This is a genomic window from Enterococcus sp. BWR-S5 (assembly GCF_016745255.1).
Classification (GTDB): Bacteria; Bacillota; Bacilli; order Lactobacillales; family Enterococcaceae; genus Enterococcus_L.
In genome coordinates, this window is record NZ_JADOEQ010000002.1 from 402,848 (window position 1) to 419,175 (window position 16,328).

Annotated in this window: 13 protein-coding genes and 1 pseudogene; 5 read left to right on the forward strand and 9 right to left on the reverse strand. The window is 39.8% G+C overall.

The genetic code is table 11. The features are described 5' to 3' along the window. Positions 1-47: 47 nt before the first annotated feature. From IW510_RS04515 to IW510_RS04530, 4 genes are all read right to left on the reverse strand, one after another. Positions 48-2,591, reverse strand: coding sequence for a lectin-like domain-containing protein (locus IW510_RS04515; RefSeq protein WP_202057320.1), 2,544 nt, complete (start codon positions 2,589-2,591; stop codon positions 48-50). A gap of 187 nt (positions 2,592-2,778) precedes the next feature. After that, positions 2,779-3,477: a response regulator transcription factor gene (locus IW510_RS04520; protein ID WP_202057322.1), complete on the reverse strand. Its 699-nt coding sequence runs from the start codon at positions 3,475-3,477 to the stop codon at positions 2,779-2,781. A gap of 311 nt (positions 3,478-3,788) precedes the next feature. After that, positions 3,789-4,919, reverse strand: a complete 1,131-nt coding sequence (locus IW510_RS04525; protein WP_202057324.1) for a tyrosine-type recombinase/integrase — start codon at positions 4,917-4,919, stop codon at positions 3,789-3,791. Positions 4,920-5,931: 1,012 nt separating this feature from the next. Beyond that, complete coding sequence (locus IW510_RS04530) at positions 5,932-6,537, reverse strand: DUF1054 domain-containing protein (RefSeq protein ID WP_202057325.1); 606 nt, start codon at positions 6,535-6,537, stop codon at positions 5,932-5,934. A 343-nt stretch (positions 6,538-6,880) separates the two neighbouring features. On the opposite strand from IW510_RS04530, the gene IW510_RS04535 reads away from it, so the two are divergent. Together IW510_RS04535 and IW510_RS04540 are read left to right on the forward strand one after the other, a co-directional pair. Further along, positions 6,881-7,186, forward strand: coding sequence for a PadR family transcriptional regulator (locus tag IW510_RS04535; RefSeq protein WP_202057326.1), 306 nt, complete (start codon positions 6,881-6,883; stop codon positions 7,184-7,186). Between the two features lie 4 nt (positions 7,187-7,190). Continuing rightward, positions 7,191-7,757: a DUF2812 domain-containing protein gene (locus tag IW510_RS04540; RefSeq protein WP_202057327.1), complete on the forward strand. Its 567-nt coding sequence runs from the start codon at positions 7,191-7,193 to the stop codon at positions 7,755-7,757. Between the two features lie 815 nt (positions 7,758-8,572). On the opposite strand, the pseudogene IW510_RS21225 reads toward IW510_RS04540, so the two are convergent. After that, positions 8,573-8,783 (reverse strand): annotated as a pseudogene (locus IW510_RS21225) (helix-turn-helix domain-containing protein); the annotation flags it as partial. Positions 8,784-9,340: 557 nt separating this feature from the next. Between IW510_RS21225 and IW510_RS04550 the strand changes: the two are divergent. Both IW510_RS04550 and argH read left to right on the forward strand, forming a co-directional pair. After that, positions 9,341-10,546, forward strand: coding sequence for an argininosuccinate synthase (locus tag IW510_RS04550; RefSeq protein ID WP_330932575.1), 1,206 nt, complete (start codon positions 9,341-9,343; stop codon positions 10,544-10,546). A 281-nt stretch (positions 10,547-10,827) separates the two neighbouring features. Continuing rightward, a complete protein-coding gene (gene argH, locus IW510_RS04555) occupies positions 10,828-12,207 on the forward strand; it encodes an argininosuccinate lyase (protein WP_202057330.1) in 1,380 nt (459 codons plus the stop codon). A 78-nt stretch (positions 12,208-12,285) separates the two neighbouring features. On the opposite strand, the gene IW510_RS04560 is transcribed toward argH, so the two are convergent. Together IW510_RS04560 and IW510_RS04565 are read right to left on the reverse strand one after the other, a co-directional pair. Then, positions 12,286-12,774 carry a Dps family protein gene (locus IW510_RS04560; protein WP_202057332.1) on the reverse strand — a complete coding sequence of 163 codons (489 nt, stop codon included), beginning with the start codon at positions 12,772-12,774 and terminating at the stop codon, positions 12,286-12,288. A 184-nt stretch (positions 12,775-12,958) separates the two neighbouring features. After that, positions 12,959-13,807, reverse strand: coding sequence for a DUF5105 domain-containing protein (locus IW510_RS04565; protein WP_202057333.1), 849 nt, complete (start codon positions 13,805-13,807; stop codon positions 12,959-12,961). A gap of 150 nt (positions 13,808-13,957) precedes the next feature. On the opposite strand from IW510_RS04565, the gene IW510_RS04570 reads away from it, so the two are divergent. Further along, a complete protein-coding gene (locus IW510_RS04570) occupies positions 13,958-14,653 on the forward strand; it encodes a prepilin peptidase (protein WP_202057334.1) in 696 nt (231 codons plus the stop codon). Between the two features lie 173 nt (positions 14,654-14,826). Here the strand turns inward: IW510_RS04570 and msrA are convergent, their stop codons facing one another. Next, complete coding sequence (msrA, locus tag IW510_RS04575) at positions 14,827-15,357, reverse strand: peptide-methionine (S)-S-oxide reductase MsrA (protein ID WP_202057337.1); 531 nt, start codon at positions 15,355-15,357, stop codon at positions 14,827-14,829. A gap of 119 nt (positions 15,358-15,476) precedes the next feature. After that, on the reverse strand, positions 15,477-16,307 hold the full coding sequence (locus IW510_RS04580) for a MurR/RpiR family transcriptional regulator (protein WP_202057339.1): 831 nt from the start codon (positions 16,305-16,307) through the stop codon (positions 15,477-15,479). Positions 16,308-16,328: the final 21 nt, after the last annotated feature.

Consider the following 16,328-nt stretch of genomic DNA (forward strand, 5'->3'; position numbering starts at 1 on the left):
TTGTTCCACTCCTCTTTTTATTTAGTTGAAATTGCTCAGCTGTATTGTTAGTAGGCATCAATCAGCTGCCAAAGAAGCTCTGCTTGATAGCGTCCCAGTTTCGTTACATTGCCTCCTGACACCTCTAATTTAAATCCATCGCCACCATCCGACCACGTGTTGCTGATTGAGACCTCACCAGCTGTTCCATTGAGCTCCTCATAAATCTCTATGGGCGTTTCCGACAATTTATACTCTGTGGTGCCTCGCTTGTACCGTATCGCTTCAGAAATTATCCTGTCAGTATCTTCCATATGAGTTAAGGGCTTGGTCAGCTCGACTGTGAGGCGCCATTTAGTTCGCGTGACTCGTTCATCAGAAATAACGAGCTCTTCATCATAGGTTGGCGATTCAACACGTGTCGTCAATCGATTGGCTTGCGAGCCGAATTGGAGAACACTCGGCGCTGAAACCAGAGACAGCTTGCCTGTATGCTTGAATACATAGTTAACTGTCACAGCCTGTGCAGGTACAGTCAGCTGTGTCTCATTTTCAGGACGCTGAATCAATGCGTAATCGTTGGCAATCAGCTCATCAATTTGCGCTTGAATATCCATCTCTGCTGCTAAATTCACCGTTGTGCCGGCAGCATATGTTTTATTTATCGCTGAACACAGCGATTGACCCTCGTCATCGATAAAAGCAACAGTGATAGCAGTCTGATTTCTCTTATAATAGAAATAGACATCCTTCGCATCCTCTGTAAAATGGCCACTGGCTTCACCGATGGTACGATCATAAGTATAGTATTGAATAGTCGATGGACTTTCTGAATAAGGCTTGCCGATAATATCCGTAATCGTTTTTGCTGTTGCTATTGGCTGACTGTTCTCATCAAAATAATGAAAGGTCACACTACTCTCGTCAGGAATCTCAACAGCAGCTTCTTCTGAGGTTCCCCACGTCGAACCGGAGACTGAGAAGACCTCTACCGATACAGGTAAGCGAGCAGCGACCTCATCTGTTACTACTTCAGCCTCAAAAGTTAGCTCGTAAGGTCTATTTTCAATAAGTACCTTATTTGACAGCTTAATTGTTTGACCTGAAAATTCCAAGTCTGTGTCACTAATCTGATTTCCTTCGAAAAACAGGGTATTTGGCTTGTAGTCTAAGCCTTCCGGCATCGTAATAATCACAGAGGCACCATCACCACTTAAAATGGCATCTTCATCGGGTGTAATCGAGTCTGTAAAACGAACCGTGTCATCCTTATAGCCCACAACCTGAGAGGCAGGGGTAGCAGTCGGATTCTGAGTCAGGTTTTGAACCTTCAAGTCATGATCCGCACTACCCGGAATCTCCAGCATAGCTATTCGAGCATCCATCCATAAACCACCGGTCGCACCGGTAAATCCCCAGTAAACCTTTGTTCCGCCAAACATCGTTTGCAGATTAGCTACCGTATAAGAGGCTTCACCAAAATTTTCAACTGTATACTTCAGTGTTCTCGTACTTGCTACCCAAGTGATGTCCAAAGCTCGCCAAGTATCGTTAGACATTCGATTTGCTGCATTGGCTGTTGTCGTCGTTTTCAGTAATCCGTTATGTGTTCGCGCACTACCCGAGGTATTATTGGCAGCCGGAATCAGTACAGCAATGTGCCCACCACGTCGATTAGCCAAACTTAGAATGCCATCACTGCTGGCTCCTGAGGTACCATAAGGATCAAACTCCAGACTCAATGCATTTCGAATATGGTTATTGCCATTACTCCCGTTACCATAGGCAGCCAATGCTGAACCGCCTTCTCCAATAGCCGCCTGTCCCCTAGGGTCATTATGAAAGGTCATCGTAATGCCATCCGCAACGCTGGTACTCGTACTACCGGAATCGTTTGTTCCATTACCTAAATAAATAAAAGTAGTAAAACGAAAATCTCTCGTCAAATCAATCTGCCGTTTTGACCAGATTGCCCCTTTTTGTCCGGTACTACCCACTATTTGCAATACCTTGTCATCATCTAAATAAACAGGTCCTGAGCCTATTGCAGGGTTAAATACAGCATTCAACGGGATTGTATTCGCCGGAAAAGCATCTGCTCCCGACCAAGCTCTTGTTTGAACATCCAAATAAAGCCCTTGCTCTCTAGAAAAATCCTTTAAGGAAGTAAAATTCAACTTTTTTTCTATTTTCGTTTCTCCCGTCGTATCGGATAAGAGAATCTTTGAATAGGAAGCACCGGCTTCTTGAGAAACATCAAAGGTTACCTCAAATGGAGCAGGCTTTTCTGCAACAAATTCAAGGATTCCTTCCTTTTTCAACGGATTGGCTGAAAAGATTACATGCTCCTGATTCTTGTTGTCGAGCGCTGCTTCAACTGTTTCCATGGTTGCGTCCGTCAGTCCTTCGTAGGACAGAGTATATTTTTCTTGTTTAGGATTGTTTATACGCACAGTTACTGATAGCATACCAGCTTCAGTTGTCGGCTGAGCGGTAATGATCGTTTCATTTTCCGATGCTTGACTTTCTTTGGCACCGCCCCAGATAAACAGCAACGTGAATAGGAGAAAGACGCATATCACACCCATATAAGAATTTTCTTTATTTTTCATTTTCCACTCTCAACCTTCTTTATGTTTTTATAAGTACGCCAAGCGTACGACCCACATGCTTCCAAAGCTAAGAAACTGATTATTTTTCTACTATTATTCCCTCAAGAACTTATAAAGTCAGTCCATTACCGCTCTACTACCGGTCTATGTATGAGAACGGGATACACTATCCCTCTCTCTTTTTCAATCAAACGTTCAACACATATCCTCTTGACCGAACTGTCTTGATATACTCCGGCTTTAGAGGGTCTTTTTCAATTTTTCTTCGTAAATGAAAAATTAGATTAGCTACTCGAAACTTTAAGTTTTCCGACTCTTCTTTGTTATTCCAGACTTGCCTGTAGATTGCCTGATAAGGGATGGCTTCTGACTTCTTTCTATATAAAAGCTCAATCGTTTTAAATTCCAGCTTGGTCAACCCAACTTCTCTGTTACCATCGACTACTACACTCAAATTGCTAGGAACCAGCTTAAACTCTTTTACTCCTGATGCTGCCTCTGCCAAAGATGGAGACATGTTTTGCAAAGCACCATGACGCAACGAATTTTTCAGTATCAGTTGATACTCTTCGGGATCAATCTGAGAGTCAACGATGCCATCTGCACCCAGTTGCAGCAAAATGATTCGCGTTGTCTTTGGCAGCTCATCTGAAAAAATCCAAATTAGGGCGCTTGTATGCTTCCTGATTTTTATCAGCAGCTCACAAACCTTCCCTACCTCCCCCTCGGAGTCACTTTGAATAATCAATGCATCCATTTCTCCAACTTCTTCAACATTGTTTTTTAACGGCATTTCCAGTAAACTAAATGACTCATCGCTCTTCAGAGCTTCCACGTGCCGATTATCCGGAAGCCCATTATTTGAAACAAACCCAATTTGATACATAACTTTTCCTCCTCCTGCGAAAACGGTGTCATATTAAATCTTTTTCAAAGCATTATTCCTTATTTACTGCTATAATTACAGCAATAGTCACGTTTGGTCCAGCTAAAAAGCAACTGTTTCTCAGCCGTTTAAAAATATTTTTTTCCATACACACCATACAATTTTTTTCTTTAAATAATTAGTTCTGAGAAAAACTTACAAAAAACAGAAAAATAAACGAAAAATAGTAGATTTGACGGTTTATTTGACGGCTTTCTTAGTTTCCGGAGAGAGTCACGACTCCTAGAAATAAAAAAGAAGCTCCGTGATATTCACGAAACTTCTCTCTCAAAATCATTTAGATTTAGTTTGGCATCTAGCTTAGACATAGCAATCTGTCTGTTTTCCCACATAGAATCTGTATATGTATCCAGTGTCAGCTTAACAGAGGAATGGCCCAGCAGCCTGCTTAATGTTGCTACATCAACACCTTCCTCAATACATCGAGTCGCAAAGGTATGCCTCAGAACATGAAAATGAATGTTCAAATTAGCCGCTTCAATAATTTTCTTAAAACGATAATTAATTACTCTCGGCTCTGCAAAACTGTTTTTGCAGGCAATTAGGAACTCCGAATTGGCCTTTTTTCTGTTTTCCAGTAGATACTCTCTCAAATTTTCTGCCAATGGGATATCCCGTCTGGATGTTTCTGTTTTAGGTGTGCTCAGAATCAGCTTTGTCTTTTGAACAGAATCCTCGCAGTTAACCCTTAAAAGCGTTCGGCGAATCTGAATCGTATTTTTTTGAAAATCAATATCACTCCATTTCAGTCCGCTAATTTCACCAATACGCATTCCTGTATACAAAGCTAAGATTACAGGCGAGCAGCTTTTCTCCTGTAATGCCATTTCCTCTAATTGCCTTTGCTGCTGTACAGTTAATGCATTGACACGCTCGTTCCTGCTTTTGGGGAGAATAACGGCTTCACAAGGATTTTCGACAAGATATCGTTCCTTACAGGCTTGATTCAAAGCATGCTTTAGTACGGTGATAATCCCTTTAATCGTTGTCGGAGATAAATCCTTAAGCTGCAAATGATAGATAAAATCATTGATATCCGCTGTTCCCAACTCGTTCATTTTTTTGTTCCCTAGAAAAGGGAGAATATGCTTCTCTACTCGGCCTGAATACGCAGCATAGGTCGTGACCTTGACACTCCTTTTTACGGTATACTCAAGCCATTGGCATAGCCAGTCCGTCAGCTTTCCTTGAAATACCAACTGTGTTTTCGTCCCTTGATTGTATTGAGATTTCAACACAGTTAATTTATTTTTTACTATATTATACTTTTTTCCATACACGTATCCAAAAATTATTTTGCCATTTTCTGTTCTATTTTTTATATAGCGGCCTTCATAACGGCCATCTTTTCTTTTATAGATATTTTCACCTTTTCTGGCCAAAAGATCACTTCCCACTATTAATTTTGACGGCTTTTGCGACGGCTTATTAATTATTAAAAACAAAATACATCAAATTTGTTGATTATTTACTGCTTACAAATGCTTTGGAACCCTTTTTTATCATTTTTTTCGCTTTTTTATAAAAAATATGAAAACAAAAAGACAAAAAAACGATAGACTACTGTGCCTATTTCAGTTAAAATACTATTGGAATCATAAAATTTTTCGTACATTATAGTAAAAACAACGTTTTTCTCAGAACTAATTATTTTATGAAATATTTTTTATTTTGTCGTCAAAAATAATATGTAGTTTCCCCTATTCAAAACACCCGTTTACTATTCAACTATTCTGTAAATCATTTAGAATAAACCGCTTTCTTCCCCATTTACGATTTTACCACATAAAAATAAATATTTTATTTCTATTTCATTAGAAAAATGATTAATTTAAAAAAATCACAAATAATATCAATTTAAATATCAGTCACCTCATGAATCAATATTTCCTTTTTCATATAGTTTATTAATTATTTGGGCAAGAAACAACAGCAACGCCCATTCCTTTCTTTTTGTACATCTCGACTTACAGAAATTACACAACTATAGGTCCTTGCATTCAGCTACTTTCATATATGGGTAAATAGAACATCGAAAGAAAGAGACTCTGACATTTGCATGTCCTAGCCTCTAAAAACCGAATATACAGCATCCTAAGCTTTATGTACTCCTAGAGAACCATGGCTAACGCCCCCGAACTATATTTCATTCGCTTTTGCTTTCTCAAAACGGAACACTATTAAACTGGAGCCTTTGGTTTCCAGACCGGAACACTCCTTCTCCATCAATTTCGTTGTAGAAGAAGCCTTGTCACGGCCTCATTTAATACTGAATATAGATTGAATGCAGTCATTTACAGTCTTTAGTAGTAGACTTTGCAAAGCTTTGTGTCTCTTTTACTTTAAAACAACTCGTATTTCTATGGTTACCTATGATAAGCAGCTTTTTTCTTCTCATTGCTCCATTGCCAGCTCATACAGCGGCAACAGCTGTTGGTAGGTTTCCAACATATATTCCCTTGCTTCTTCAGGATTTTCCAGTATCGCAGAACCTCTTTTAATGATTCGTCCGACTTGAAATTCTCCCTTCTTTATATTACAGAAACGAAGTAAGCCTCTTTCAACATCCGCCTCCATCAATTTTTCAATTTCAGGCTGTGTGTGATCCAAGGACATATAAAAATCTTCCGGCAAATGATCAAACAATTCCTGGTTATTCAAAAACGCCTCCGCAATTTTCTGCTCATTTTTAGGATTATCAATCAGAGACAACCACATAAAAACATAGTCAGGCCAAATGCCCAATTGAAAATGCGGCTCCATTTTGTATCCGCGTTTTTTCTGGCTTAGCGCTGACCATGTATTCTCCGGTGGATAGGTTGTCCGCCGACGATGCTGAGCAATATGAACAAAAAGCTCCTTCTCAAGCTTTGTTCCCAGTTCTAATGCAAAGTAATCGTCTAATTCTTGAAAAACCGGTTGTACCAACCGTCTAATCCCATCCATTCTTGCTTCCAGGCCTTCAATTTCAAATACTTCAAAACTTTTCTCTGTAAACATTAAAATGGAAATTCCCCCTTTGTTGATATAAGCAAGCTGACCCCATATAGTCCCTTATTATTCTAAGCCTTGAATAATTACATTTGCTTATTTTCTCGCATCCCATTTTCTATTGCGTATTACTATGCGAATCCATTTCTTAGTAAACTCAATAGTCCAACTAGTCAACTATCCATTTTTCATGCTTAAGAGTAACACCTCTCTAAAAGAAATACAACTCCAATAATTATCACTTTTTTTAATATTTTGAGCACTTGAAGAGAAAATCTTTTTATGTTAATATGTAGTCGAACGATATATAGCATAACTATATATAAAGAAACTATATATAAGGACTGATTCGATGAATACACCTTTAACTGAGACGACCTATTACATTCTTCTCTCGCTGATAACACCTTTACATGGTTATGGCATCATTAATAATGTAAAGGAGCTAAGTAACGGGCGAGTAAACCTGGCTGCCGGTACTCTATATGGCGCTTTAGAAACATTGAAAAAAAAGGGGTACATCGAACTTTTTAAAGAGAGCAGTTTGAGAAAGAAAAAGGAGTATACACTGACAGAAGCAGGTCACAAAGCATTAGCAGAGGATTTCAAAAGATTAAAAGAACTCGTCGCTGTAAGCCAAGAAATATTAGGAGGGTAAAACGATGAACAGAATCAGAGTATGGCTGCCTGTAAAGTCCGAAGAAAATTGGTTAAATAAGTACGCTCAAAAAGGCTATCAACTTGAAACAATCACTCCTTTCCGCCTCTTTGTACCTTTAGAAATAAGAATATATAAATTTAAAAAAACACAGTACCAGCACCTTCACTACAAAATTGATTACCGCTCCTTTGATTCAAAAGAAGCCTTCGCTGATTATTTGGCTCTTCTCAAGGAAGATGGCTGGGAGCATTTCAACCAGGATTTCAGCTATAACAATGTGACAAATGCCTTGTACTTTTATAATGTTACTGATCCTGCAAAAGTACTATTTTCAGATAACCAATCACAACAGGAACGAAGCTATCGAGCATCGGCTGCTCTGCTAAAATGGAGTCTTCTGCCTTTTCTGGCAGCCCTTTTCCTTCCCTATTACCGGAACTTGCCGCCCGCAAACTCTTTCTTATCATTCATTGGAAGATACTTCTTTGTGATAATTACTGTAGGTATGCTTCTCCTTGCTGCCTTTCTAAAAATTACCGAAGATAAAAAGAGACACATCCACCAATAATAAAAAAAGGTGTCTGGGACAGAAATAAACATCCAACTCTTCTTACACCTAAAATCCGAATAAACGGTGATCCAAAAGCTGCACTACACTTCGTTTCGATCTCATCAAATGCTAAGCTCTAAAGAGCCAAGTCTTTGAAGGTCTTCAAAAATAAGGCGAATTATACTGAAAATGTGAGTAGCCATTTTCATATAATTCGCCTTATTTCTTGAAGCAAAACACTTTTGGCTCAGCCTCTTTTATTTATGATTATACTTTCCTATAGGCAGACAATACCTTGTCCATTCGACCACCATCAACTTTTAGTACTCCGCACACAGCCAGCCCAATCATGACAAGAACCTCTACTATATTATGAAGAAGAAATTCGGTTGGGTTAATCGCCGCTCTGGTAAAAAGAATTGAAAGACCTTCTACACCAAAGCTAAAAAATAGGGCGATTACTGTTAGCCACCAGAAGCCAATGGATGTAAACCGCCACATCACGATAAGCAGCCAGCTGTAGCCAACCCACACCGCTGCCACAGTGAGCAATTGTCTCAAATCCAGCTGTTGGTTGTAGCGTTGAATAACGACCATTAACACTCCTATCAGAAGGCTGATGGCACCTCCCGCTTTAAGCAATCTTTCCTCCTCTGTATATCTCCAAATAGAAAGAATCGCTCCTGCAATCATACAACCAACAACGACGATTAACGACCAGGTAAACTTCTGAGTGTAGATGAAGTCAATTCCCAGACAAATCAGACCGCTGACTGTCAATGTACTCATAAACACTATATAAAGAACTTCCTGTATATTTTTTCTTTTTAAACTGCTGACCATTTTTTTATCCCCTTTCAATAATGTATCTAAAGAGATTGAAAAAATTTCACTTAGCTGAATCAGGCTTTCAATATCCGGATAGCTGCGTCCCACCTCCCAATTCGAAATCGTTTGTCTGGATACATGCATCTTGTCCGCCAGCTCCTGCTGTGTAAAATGATATTCCTGTCTTTTCTCTTTTAGTTTTTCCCCTAAATTCATTTGTTGTCTCCTTCTGTTTTCACTATAAGAAAATCATACCATTTTCACAAGAAAAGAAAATAAGCAATAACTGGAAACACCACGCAAAGATTCTAAGCATGTTGATATACCAGCGTTTTATCAGCAGGAAAAGAAACTTTCTTTTTAGAAAAAATCGAATCATTCACAAGGAAATATAATTAAAAAAGAGACTCGAAGCAGCAGATAAAGAACGATTCAGGCAATCGCTTCATCCATTCTTCGTCCCACAAAGTGCTCCACTGCCATCCTCAAACCAAATCATGACGGTTGTATCTAAAGATAATAATTGCTGATTTCTGTATGCGATCTTTTTTATTCCTATAGAAGGAAAATGTATAATATTCGGTCTCCTATCTATTGATAAAAACAGCTTGATTGTAAGCTATACTTGTTCCCCACCCTATATTTTATGCATATTTTATTACTAAATTACATATTTTTGCATATTTATTTACAAAAATGGTTGCTTTTTGAATTTTCAGGTGCTATGATAGATTCAATTCAATTTTGAGATTAAGCAAGGGGTGCATGTTTTGATGAAAGAAAAAGTAGTTTTAGCATATTCCGGAGGGCTTGATACCTCCGTAGCAGTTAAATGGTTAGTAGATGAAGGGTATGATGTCATTGCCTGCTGTCTGGATGTCGGTGAGAAGAAAGATTTGGAATTTATCAAGAATAAGGCCTTATCGGTAGGTGCTTCGGCATCCTACACCATTGATGCCAAAGAAGAATTTGCTCAGGAGTTTGCCTTGATTGCATTACAGGGACACACCTTCTATGAGCAGTCCTATCCTCTGGTATCTGCATTATCCAGACCGTTGATTGCGAAAAAGCTTGTTGAGCTGGCGAACGAAACAGGTGCCACAACTATCGCTCACGGCTGTACCGGTAAAGGAAATGACCAAGTACGGTTTGAAGTAGCGATTAATGCCTTAGCACCAAATATCAAGGTTATTGCTCCTGTACGGGAGTGGAAATGGTCTAGGGAAGAAGAAATCAAGTATGCGTTGGAAAAAGGTGTTCCTGTTCCGGCCGACTTGGATAATCCTTATTCTGTGGATCAAAATCTTTGGGGCAGAGCAAATGAATGCGGCATTTTAGAAGATCCATGGGCAACACCTCCTGAAGGGGCTTATGAGCTGACTGCCAGCTTGGAAAAAACGCCGGATCAAGCAGATATTATTGAGCTGACTTTTGTTGAAGGCGTACCAACAGCCGTCAATGGAGAAGAAATGCTTCTATCAGAACTGATTCTTCACCTAAATGATTTGGCTGGAAAACACGGCGTTGGTCGGATTGACCATGTTGAGAATCGGCTCGTCGGTATCAAGTCTCGGGAAGTATACGAATGCCCGGCAGCTATCACGTTAATGACCGCACATAAAGAGTTGGAAGACCTGACATTTGTACGTGAGGTTGCTCATTTTAAACCAATCATTGAAAACCAATTATCACAGGTCATTTATGATGGCTTATGGTTTAATCCGTTAACCGATGCACTCATTGCATTCCTGAAATCTACACAGAAATATGTTAATGGTGTTGTTCGGGTAAAACTTTTCAAAGGACATGCCATCGTAGAAGGCAGAAAATCAGCGAATAGTCTCTATAACGAAGACTTGGCGACCTATACATCAGCAGATACCTTCGATCAGGATGCGGCAATTGGTTTCATTAAATTATGGGGATTGCCAACTAAGGTTCACGCTGAGGTCCAAAAAAAGGTAAACAAAGAAGAATAGCATGTGTTTATAGAGAAATCCCCTTCACTGTGCGCGGTGAACAAGGGCATTCAACACAGGTTTTCGATACTTGCTTTTAGAGACACTCCTTTTGTTCTGCGGAATGAAATAAAGAGTGCAGCAAGGCTTTCATCAAGAATCACCTTCCCTTTGGATTGTAGCTTTGTGCTAAAGGGAAAGTGATTACCCCTAAGTAATGAATAGATAGACGGTTCGTCGATGAAACAGGAATAGATGAACCGTCTTTTTTTAGCAAAACAAATCATATTGAGGTGACAATCATGAAAAAATTATGGGGCGGACGTTTTGAAGGAAAAAGCGAGAGTTGGATTGATGAATTCGGTGCTTCTATCTCCTTCGATCAGGCGTTGGCAGCACAGGATATCCAAGGAAGTCTTGCTCACGTAAAAATGCTTGGGCACACTGGCATCATCAGTGAATCCGAAGCAGAAACAATCAAAAACGGTTTACTGGCTGTTCAAAAAAAATTGGCAAATAATGAGCTGACCTTCAGTGTTGAAAATGAAGATATTCATTTAAATATCGAAACCTTTCTTCATCAGGAAATCGGTGCGGTAGCCGGCAAGCTCCATACCGGTCGGAGTCGAAATGATCAGGTTGCTACAGATATGCACTTATATTTGAAAATGATTGTGCAACAAACCATTGAAAAAATTCATACCTTCCGTCATGTGTTGGTGGAAAAAGCAGACAAGCATATTGAAACAATCATGCCGGGCTACACACATCTGCAACATGCACAGCCAATTTCCTTTGCACATCATTTAATGGCTTATTATGGTATGTTGACAAGAGACCAAGAACGCTTTACAGAGAGTATGAAGCGAATCGACATCTCACCGTTGGGTTGTGCTGCGTTAGCGGGAACCACCTTCCCAATTGATAGAGAATACTCTGCTGAAGAGCTGGGCTTCTCAGCTATCTATGAAAATAGTTTAGATGGCGTCAGCGATCGAGATTTTATCTTGGAATTTTTGAGCAATAGTTCAATTTTAATGATGCACCTGACACGATTTTGTGAGGAACTGATTTTATGGTGCAGCCATGAATTTCAGTTTATCGAATTAACCGATACCTTCTCTACAGGCAGCTCAATTATGCCGCAAAAGAAGAATCCGGATATGGCTGAGCTGATTCGAGGAAAGTCAGGACGTGTTTTTGGTAACTTGTTTGGTCTATTAACTGTATTGAAGGGGCTCCCTCTTGCTTATAACAAGGATTTACAGGAGGACAAGGAAGGTATGATTGATACTGCCCATACCATCTTAACCAGTCTGGATATCATGGCAGGGATGATTGACACCATGAAGATCAATGAAGAAATCATGGAAAAATCGACAGAAAAAGATTTCTCTAATGCAACCGAGCTGGCTGATTATTTAGCAACTAAAGGAATGCCTTTCAGACAAGCACACGAAGTAGTTGGCAAGCTCGTTCTGGAATGTACTAAGAAAGGTATCTATCTACAAGAGGTTCCTTTAGAAGACTATCAGAGTGTTACACCTTTGATTGAACAGGATATCTATACCGCATTGGCTTCTCGAACAGCCGTTGAACGTCGAAACTCTCTAGGCGGCACCGGCTTCAAGCAGGTCAAAGCCGCCGTGAACAAAGCTGCAGCCCAACTAGCAGCAGAATAAGGAAAAAAGAGCGAGATTCCCTCCGATAGGAGGTGTTATCTCGCTCTTTTTCCAGCTATTTATCGTTTAAAGTCTTAATTATCTGGTTTTAGTACGTGTATCTGCATCGACTCCAGGTGCTTTGCCCAGTTTGGCTTGAAGCATCCAGATTTTCTTTTCGATATCTGTTTTGTTGGCGATAAAAATATCTTGTGTTGAATCGTCGCCTTCATCACCGGAAACATCGATTCCTTTTTGGTATAGATCAGCTAAGTAGCGGTAACCCTCTACTAATTTTTCCATACGTTCCGGAATTGTGCGATCCCAGTTACCAACTTCGTCTTCGATTCCTGTATTATCCGCAAATTCTCTTAATGTAGAATAAGGAGAGCCATCCAACGTAATCAGACGCTCAGAAACCACATCTAATTGGTCATTGATTTCGTCCATGAATTCGTCCATCAATGGGTGTAGTGTCAAAAATTCAGGTCCGCGCATATACCAATGTGTTTGATGGATAACTACAGAAAACTGACTTAAGTCTGCAACCAACTGATTCAATACTTCTTTTGTTTGTTCAAATTTCATTTCTTCATCCTCCTGCTTCTATTATGAATAAGACGAAATAAACAATTATCACTCTTTGTGTACGGCTTATTTCGCACGATTCATATACCTAATATTCTATATTAACATTGTATTATGAAATGACGCGAATGTACAACAAAATCACTCAAAATTAGAATATTTATTTTTTGATAATAATTATATTCTAGTTAGAACTGCTGCTTGAGGATTCTTGTACAGAAGATTCTTCCGTACTTTCCTGAGCTTCCTTCAATAAATCATCAATTGCGTCTTTCAACTCGTCATCTGAGGTTTCTTCATCCAACGCCGGTTGACTGTACAAGTCATCTAATAGCTCGTTCATCACTTCATCAGTGACCTCATTCAACGCTTCGTCCAGCTCCTCCGGTTTTTCTGTACCGGAGATAAAGGCCATGAAAATATTGGAGACTACTTCTTCCTGATCCTTTGGAATAAACCACTTTCCTTTTTCCTTTTCTAATTTCAAATCCATCTCAATCGAGTCATTCTCAATTTTTATTACCTGTATTCGCTCGGTTAGAATAGTAATCGCTGATTGCAGCGTCTCTTCTCCATTCAGCTCCTCCTCTGTCATTTCAGCCGTTTCGCTTGCTTCTCTAATCAAAGTACGCGTCATTTCTTTAACTGCATTAACCAAATCCAGACCTGTAATGAAATAGGTGATGGTGGCGCCATTCTTCTCTTCTTTGATTCCAGCAACCTTAAAGTTGGTCTTCTCTCTCATTTGTTTCAATAATTCCTGCGTCAAGCCGGTTACATCTCGTTCAGATACTGCTTCATCGCTTTCTAAAAGACCTTCTAAAAAGTCGTCCTCAAATTTCTCCGCATTTTTATCCAGCTCTTCCCCGGTTTTTGCTCCATCTTCAAAGGCATCAGCGAACTCATTTGTCCGTTCCTGATAGATTAGCCGATCAATTAACAGCTCCCCTGCCTCTTCAGCGGGAATGGCCTTATTACAGCCAGTAAGCAGAAGTGCAGCAAAAGCAATCATAAGTACCATTGTTTTCTTCATATGTGTGTTTTCCTCCATCTATGTACTCTGTCTTCAGTGTTTTTCCCAATTGCTTCTTATACTCTATTATTCCTAAAAGATTCAGAAAAGTCTACCTGAAATAAAAAAATTCACAATTTTTGCGTATTTTCTTTTGAAGGGAGGAAATAAATGACACCTATCGTACCATTCATTTTGGGATGTTGTCTGGGATCGTTCTTTTGTCTGATAGCTGAACGAATGCCGAAAGGAGAATCAATTCTGCTGCCGGCTTCTCACTGCCCTTATTGCAGCCATCGACTTGCTTTTTATGAACTGATTCCATTGCTGTCTATCATGACCCAAAAATTCCAATGCCGAGCTTGCTCGGCACAACTTCCAATCATCTATTTTATCAGCGAACTGGTAAGCGGGTTACTCACTATTTTCTGCTTTACTCAGGGCTTTCATCTCACCTCCCTTTATTCCTTTTTATTTTTGAGCATGGGATTGCTGCTCTCGCTGACCGACAGCTTTTATTTGATTGTTGAGCCGAAAATTTTATATTTCTTTTTTTCTGTTTTACTTCTTTGGCACCTCTGGTTTTCACTACCTATCCACCTTTGGAGCTGCCTTGCCATTACCGGATTTCTTTATGCACTAAATTGCCTTCACCCTCATTCGATTGGAGGTGGAGATATCTTATTGTTAGCTTGTTGGAGTCTGCTGCTGGGATGGGAGTCTATATTGCTCCTCCTATTTGCAGCCAGTACAAGTGCACTGTTTTACTCCCTACTTCAATGGTGCTGCTTTCGTAGCAGGGTTCAGAAGCTGCCCTTTGTTCCTTTTCTGACGATTGGTCTATTTATTGTATTTCTATTTAGATAAGGCAAAAGATATATAGAAAAATAGAACATCCATATCAACCAGAGGTCGGAATAAAAGCAATCGGCTTCGAGATGTCAGTTTCACCATTTCCCCTTGTTGAGATGCGAAAAGAGTTTGGGACTGAAATAAAGTCCCAAACTCTCAAGCAATCCAAGCAAACAATTGATTCTTATCTATTTTTTCCAGTTGTCTTTGATAAATTTAGCCCGGCCGGAGCCTTGTCTATATAGGTTGTAGTGCAGACTGTTCTTCCGATAATAATCCTGATGATACTCCTCAGCAGGATAAAACGGCTGTGCCGGTTCTATTTTTGTGACGATTGGTTTAGTGAATCGACCACTACTCTGCAGCGCTGCTTTTGAAGCCTCTGCCGTCTTCTTCTGCTTCTCACTCATATAAAAAATTACCGGACGATAGGAATCTCCTCTATCCGCAAACTGCCCAAGTGCATCTGTTGGGTCTGTTTGCTGCCAATACGTAGCTACCAAATCCTTATAGGATAAAATCGTTGGGTCAAAGGTAATTTCAACCGCTTCTGTGTGACCAGTTGTTCCAGTGGTCACCTGTTCGTAGGTCGGATTTTCTACATGTCCGCCTGTATAACCAGAAATAACAGAAATCACACCAGGCTGTTCGTCAAATGGATGAACCATACACCAAAAACAGCCACCAGCAAAAATGGCTTTTTCATACTGAGTATCCATACTCTTCCCTCCACTCTTTTCTTCATCATACCCCCTTTTCAAAAAGAAAAACAGTTAGGTGCATTCAAAAAAGAGAGCCCTCCTTCAAAAAGAAGCAAGGCTCTCTCTCCTACCAGCTGTCAGTTCAGCTGCTTATTGATAATGGAACGTGCTACTTTTTCACGCATTTGTAATTCATTGATACCGTATGCTTTCTCATAGTAGGTAATCAGCAAATCGATAGCAAATACCTGAGAGACTTTTCCAGTCAGTGATCCGCCATTCAATAAATATTCCTCAATTGCCGTCTGCAATACAACATCACTGATTTGAGCGATTGGAGACAATACATAATTCGAGATAGCGATAATTGTGGCCTGATTTTCTTTTGCAATAGATAGCGCATCATAGATATCCTTGGTTTTTCCGGTAAGACTTAAGGCAATCACAACATCCTCTTTTGAAAACAGTGACGCACTCATCGCCTGATAATGAGAGTCGGTAATTGCTTTTGCTTCAACTCCGCCTCGTAAAAAACGAGACTCCATATCTCTGGCAGTTATCCCGCTGGAACCTACTCCAAAGATATAAATATTTTTAGCCTTGTGAATATAGTCAGCCGCCGTTTTCAGCTTCTCTTCGTCAGCCAATACACTGGTTTCTTGAATCGCCTTGATTAAGCGGTTCTCCACTATGTTAACGAACGATGCTTCAGCCGAATCCGAATGGTTCGAATGGGAAGAAGGAAAACCTTCTTTGGCAATATCAATTTTCAAATCTGAAAAACCATTATAACCAAGCTTTTGACAAAATCGGACAATCGTCGCATCACCGACCATTGTTGCCTTTTTTATGTCCACCAATGTTTGATGCAAGACCTTCTCTCCGGAAGAAACAATATAATCAGCTACTTTTTTTTCGGACTTTGTCAGATAGCTGTAATTGGCATGTATATTTTCTAAATAGCTCATAGGTACACTCCGCTTTTTCAT

Coding starts and splice junctions, on each gene's coding strand:
- IW510_RS04515 (WP_202057320.1), bottom strand. CDS start 2,591: ATGAAAAATAAAGAAAATTCTTATATGGGTGTGATATGCGTCTTTCTC.
- IW510_RS04520 (WP_202057322.1), bottom strand. CDS start 3,477: ATGTATCAAATTGGGTTTGTTTCAAATAATGGGCTTCCGGATAATCGG.
- IW510_RS04530 (WP_202057325.1), bottom strand. CDS start 6,537: ATGTTTACAGAGAAAAGTTTTGAAGTATTTGAAATTGAAGGCCTGGAA.
- IW510_RS04535 (WP_202057326.1), top strand. CDS start 6,881: ATGAATACACCTTTAACTGAGACGACCTATTACATTCTTCTCTCGCTG.
- IW510_RS04540 (WP_202057327.1), top strand. CDS start 7,191: ATGAACAGAATCAGAGTATGGCTGCCTGTAAAGTCCGAAGAAAATTGG.
- IW510_RS04550 (WP_330932575.1), top strand. CDS start 9,341: ATGAAAGAAAAAGTAGTTTTAGCATATTCCGGAGGGCTTGATACCTCC.
- argH (WP_202057330.1), top strand. CDS start 10,828: ATGAAAAAATTATGGGGCGGACGTTTTGAAGGAAAAAGCGAGAGTTGG.
- IW510_RS04560 (WP_202057332.1), bottom strand. CDS start 12,774: ATGAAATTTGAACAAACAAAAGAAGTATTGAATCAGTTGGTTGCAGAC.
- IW510_RS04565 (WP_202057333.1), bottom strand. CDS start 13,807: ATGAAGAAAACAATGGTACTTATGATTGCTTTTGCTGCACTTCTGCTT.
- IW510_RS04570 (WP_202057334.1), top strand. CDS start 13,958: ATGACACCTATCGTACCATTCATTTTGGGATGTTGTCTGGGATCGTTC.
- msrA (WP_202057337.1), bottom strand. CDS start 15,357: ATGGATACTCAGTATGAAAAAGCCATTTTTGCTGGTGGCTGTTTTTGG.
- IW510_RS04580 (WP_202057339.1), bottom strand. CDS start 16,307: ATGAGCTATTTAGAAAATATACATGCCAATTACAGCTATCTGACAAAG.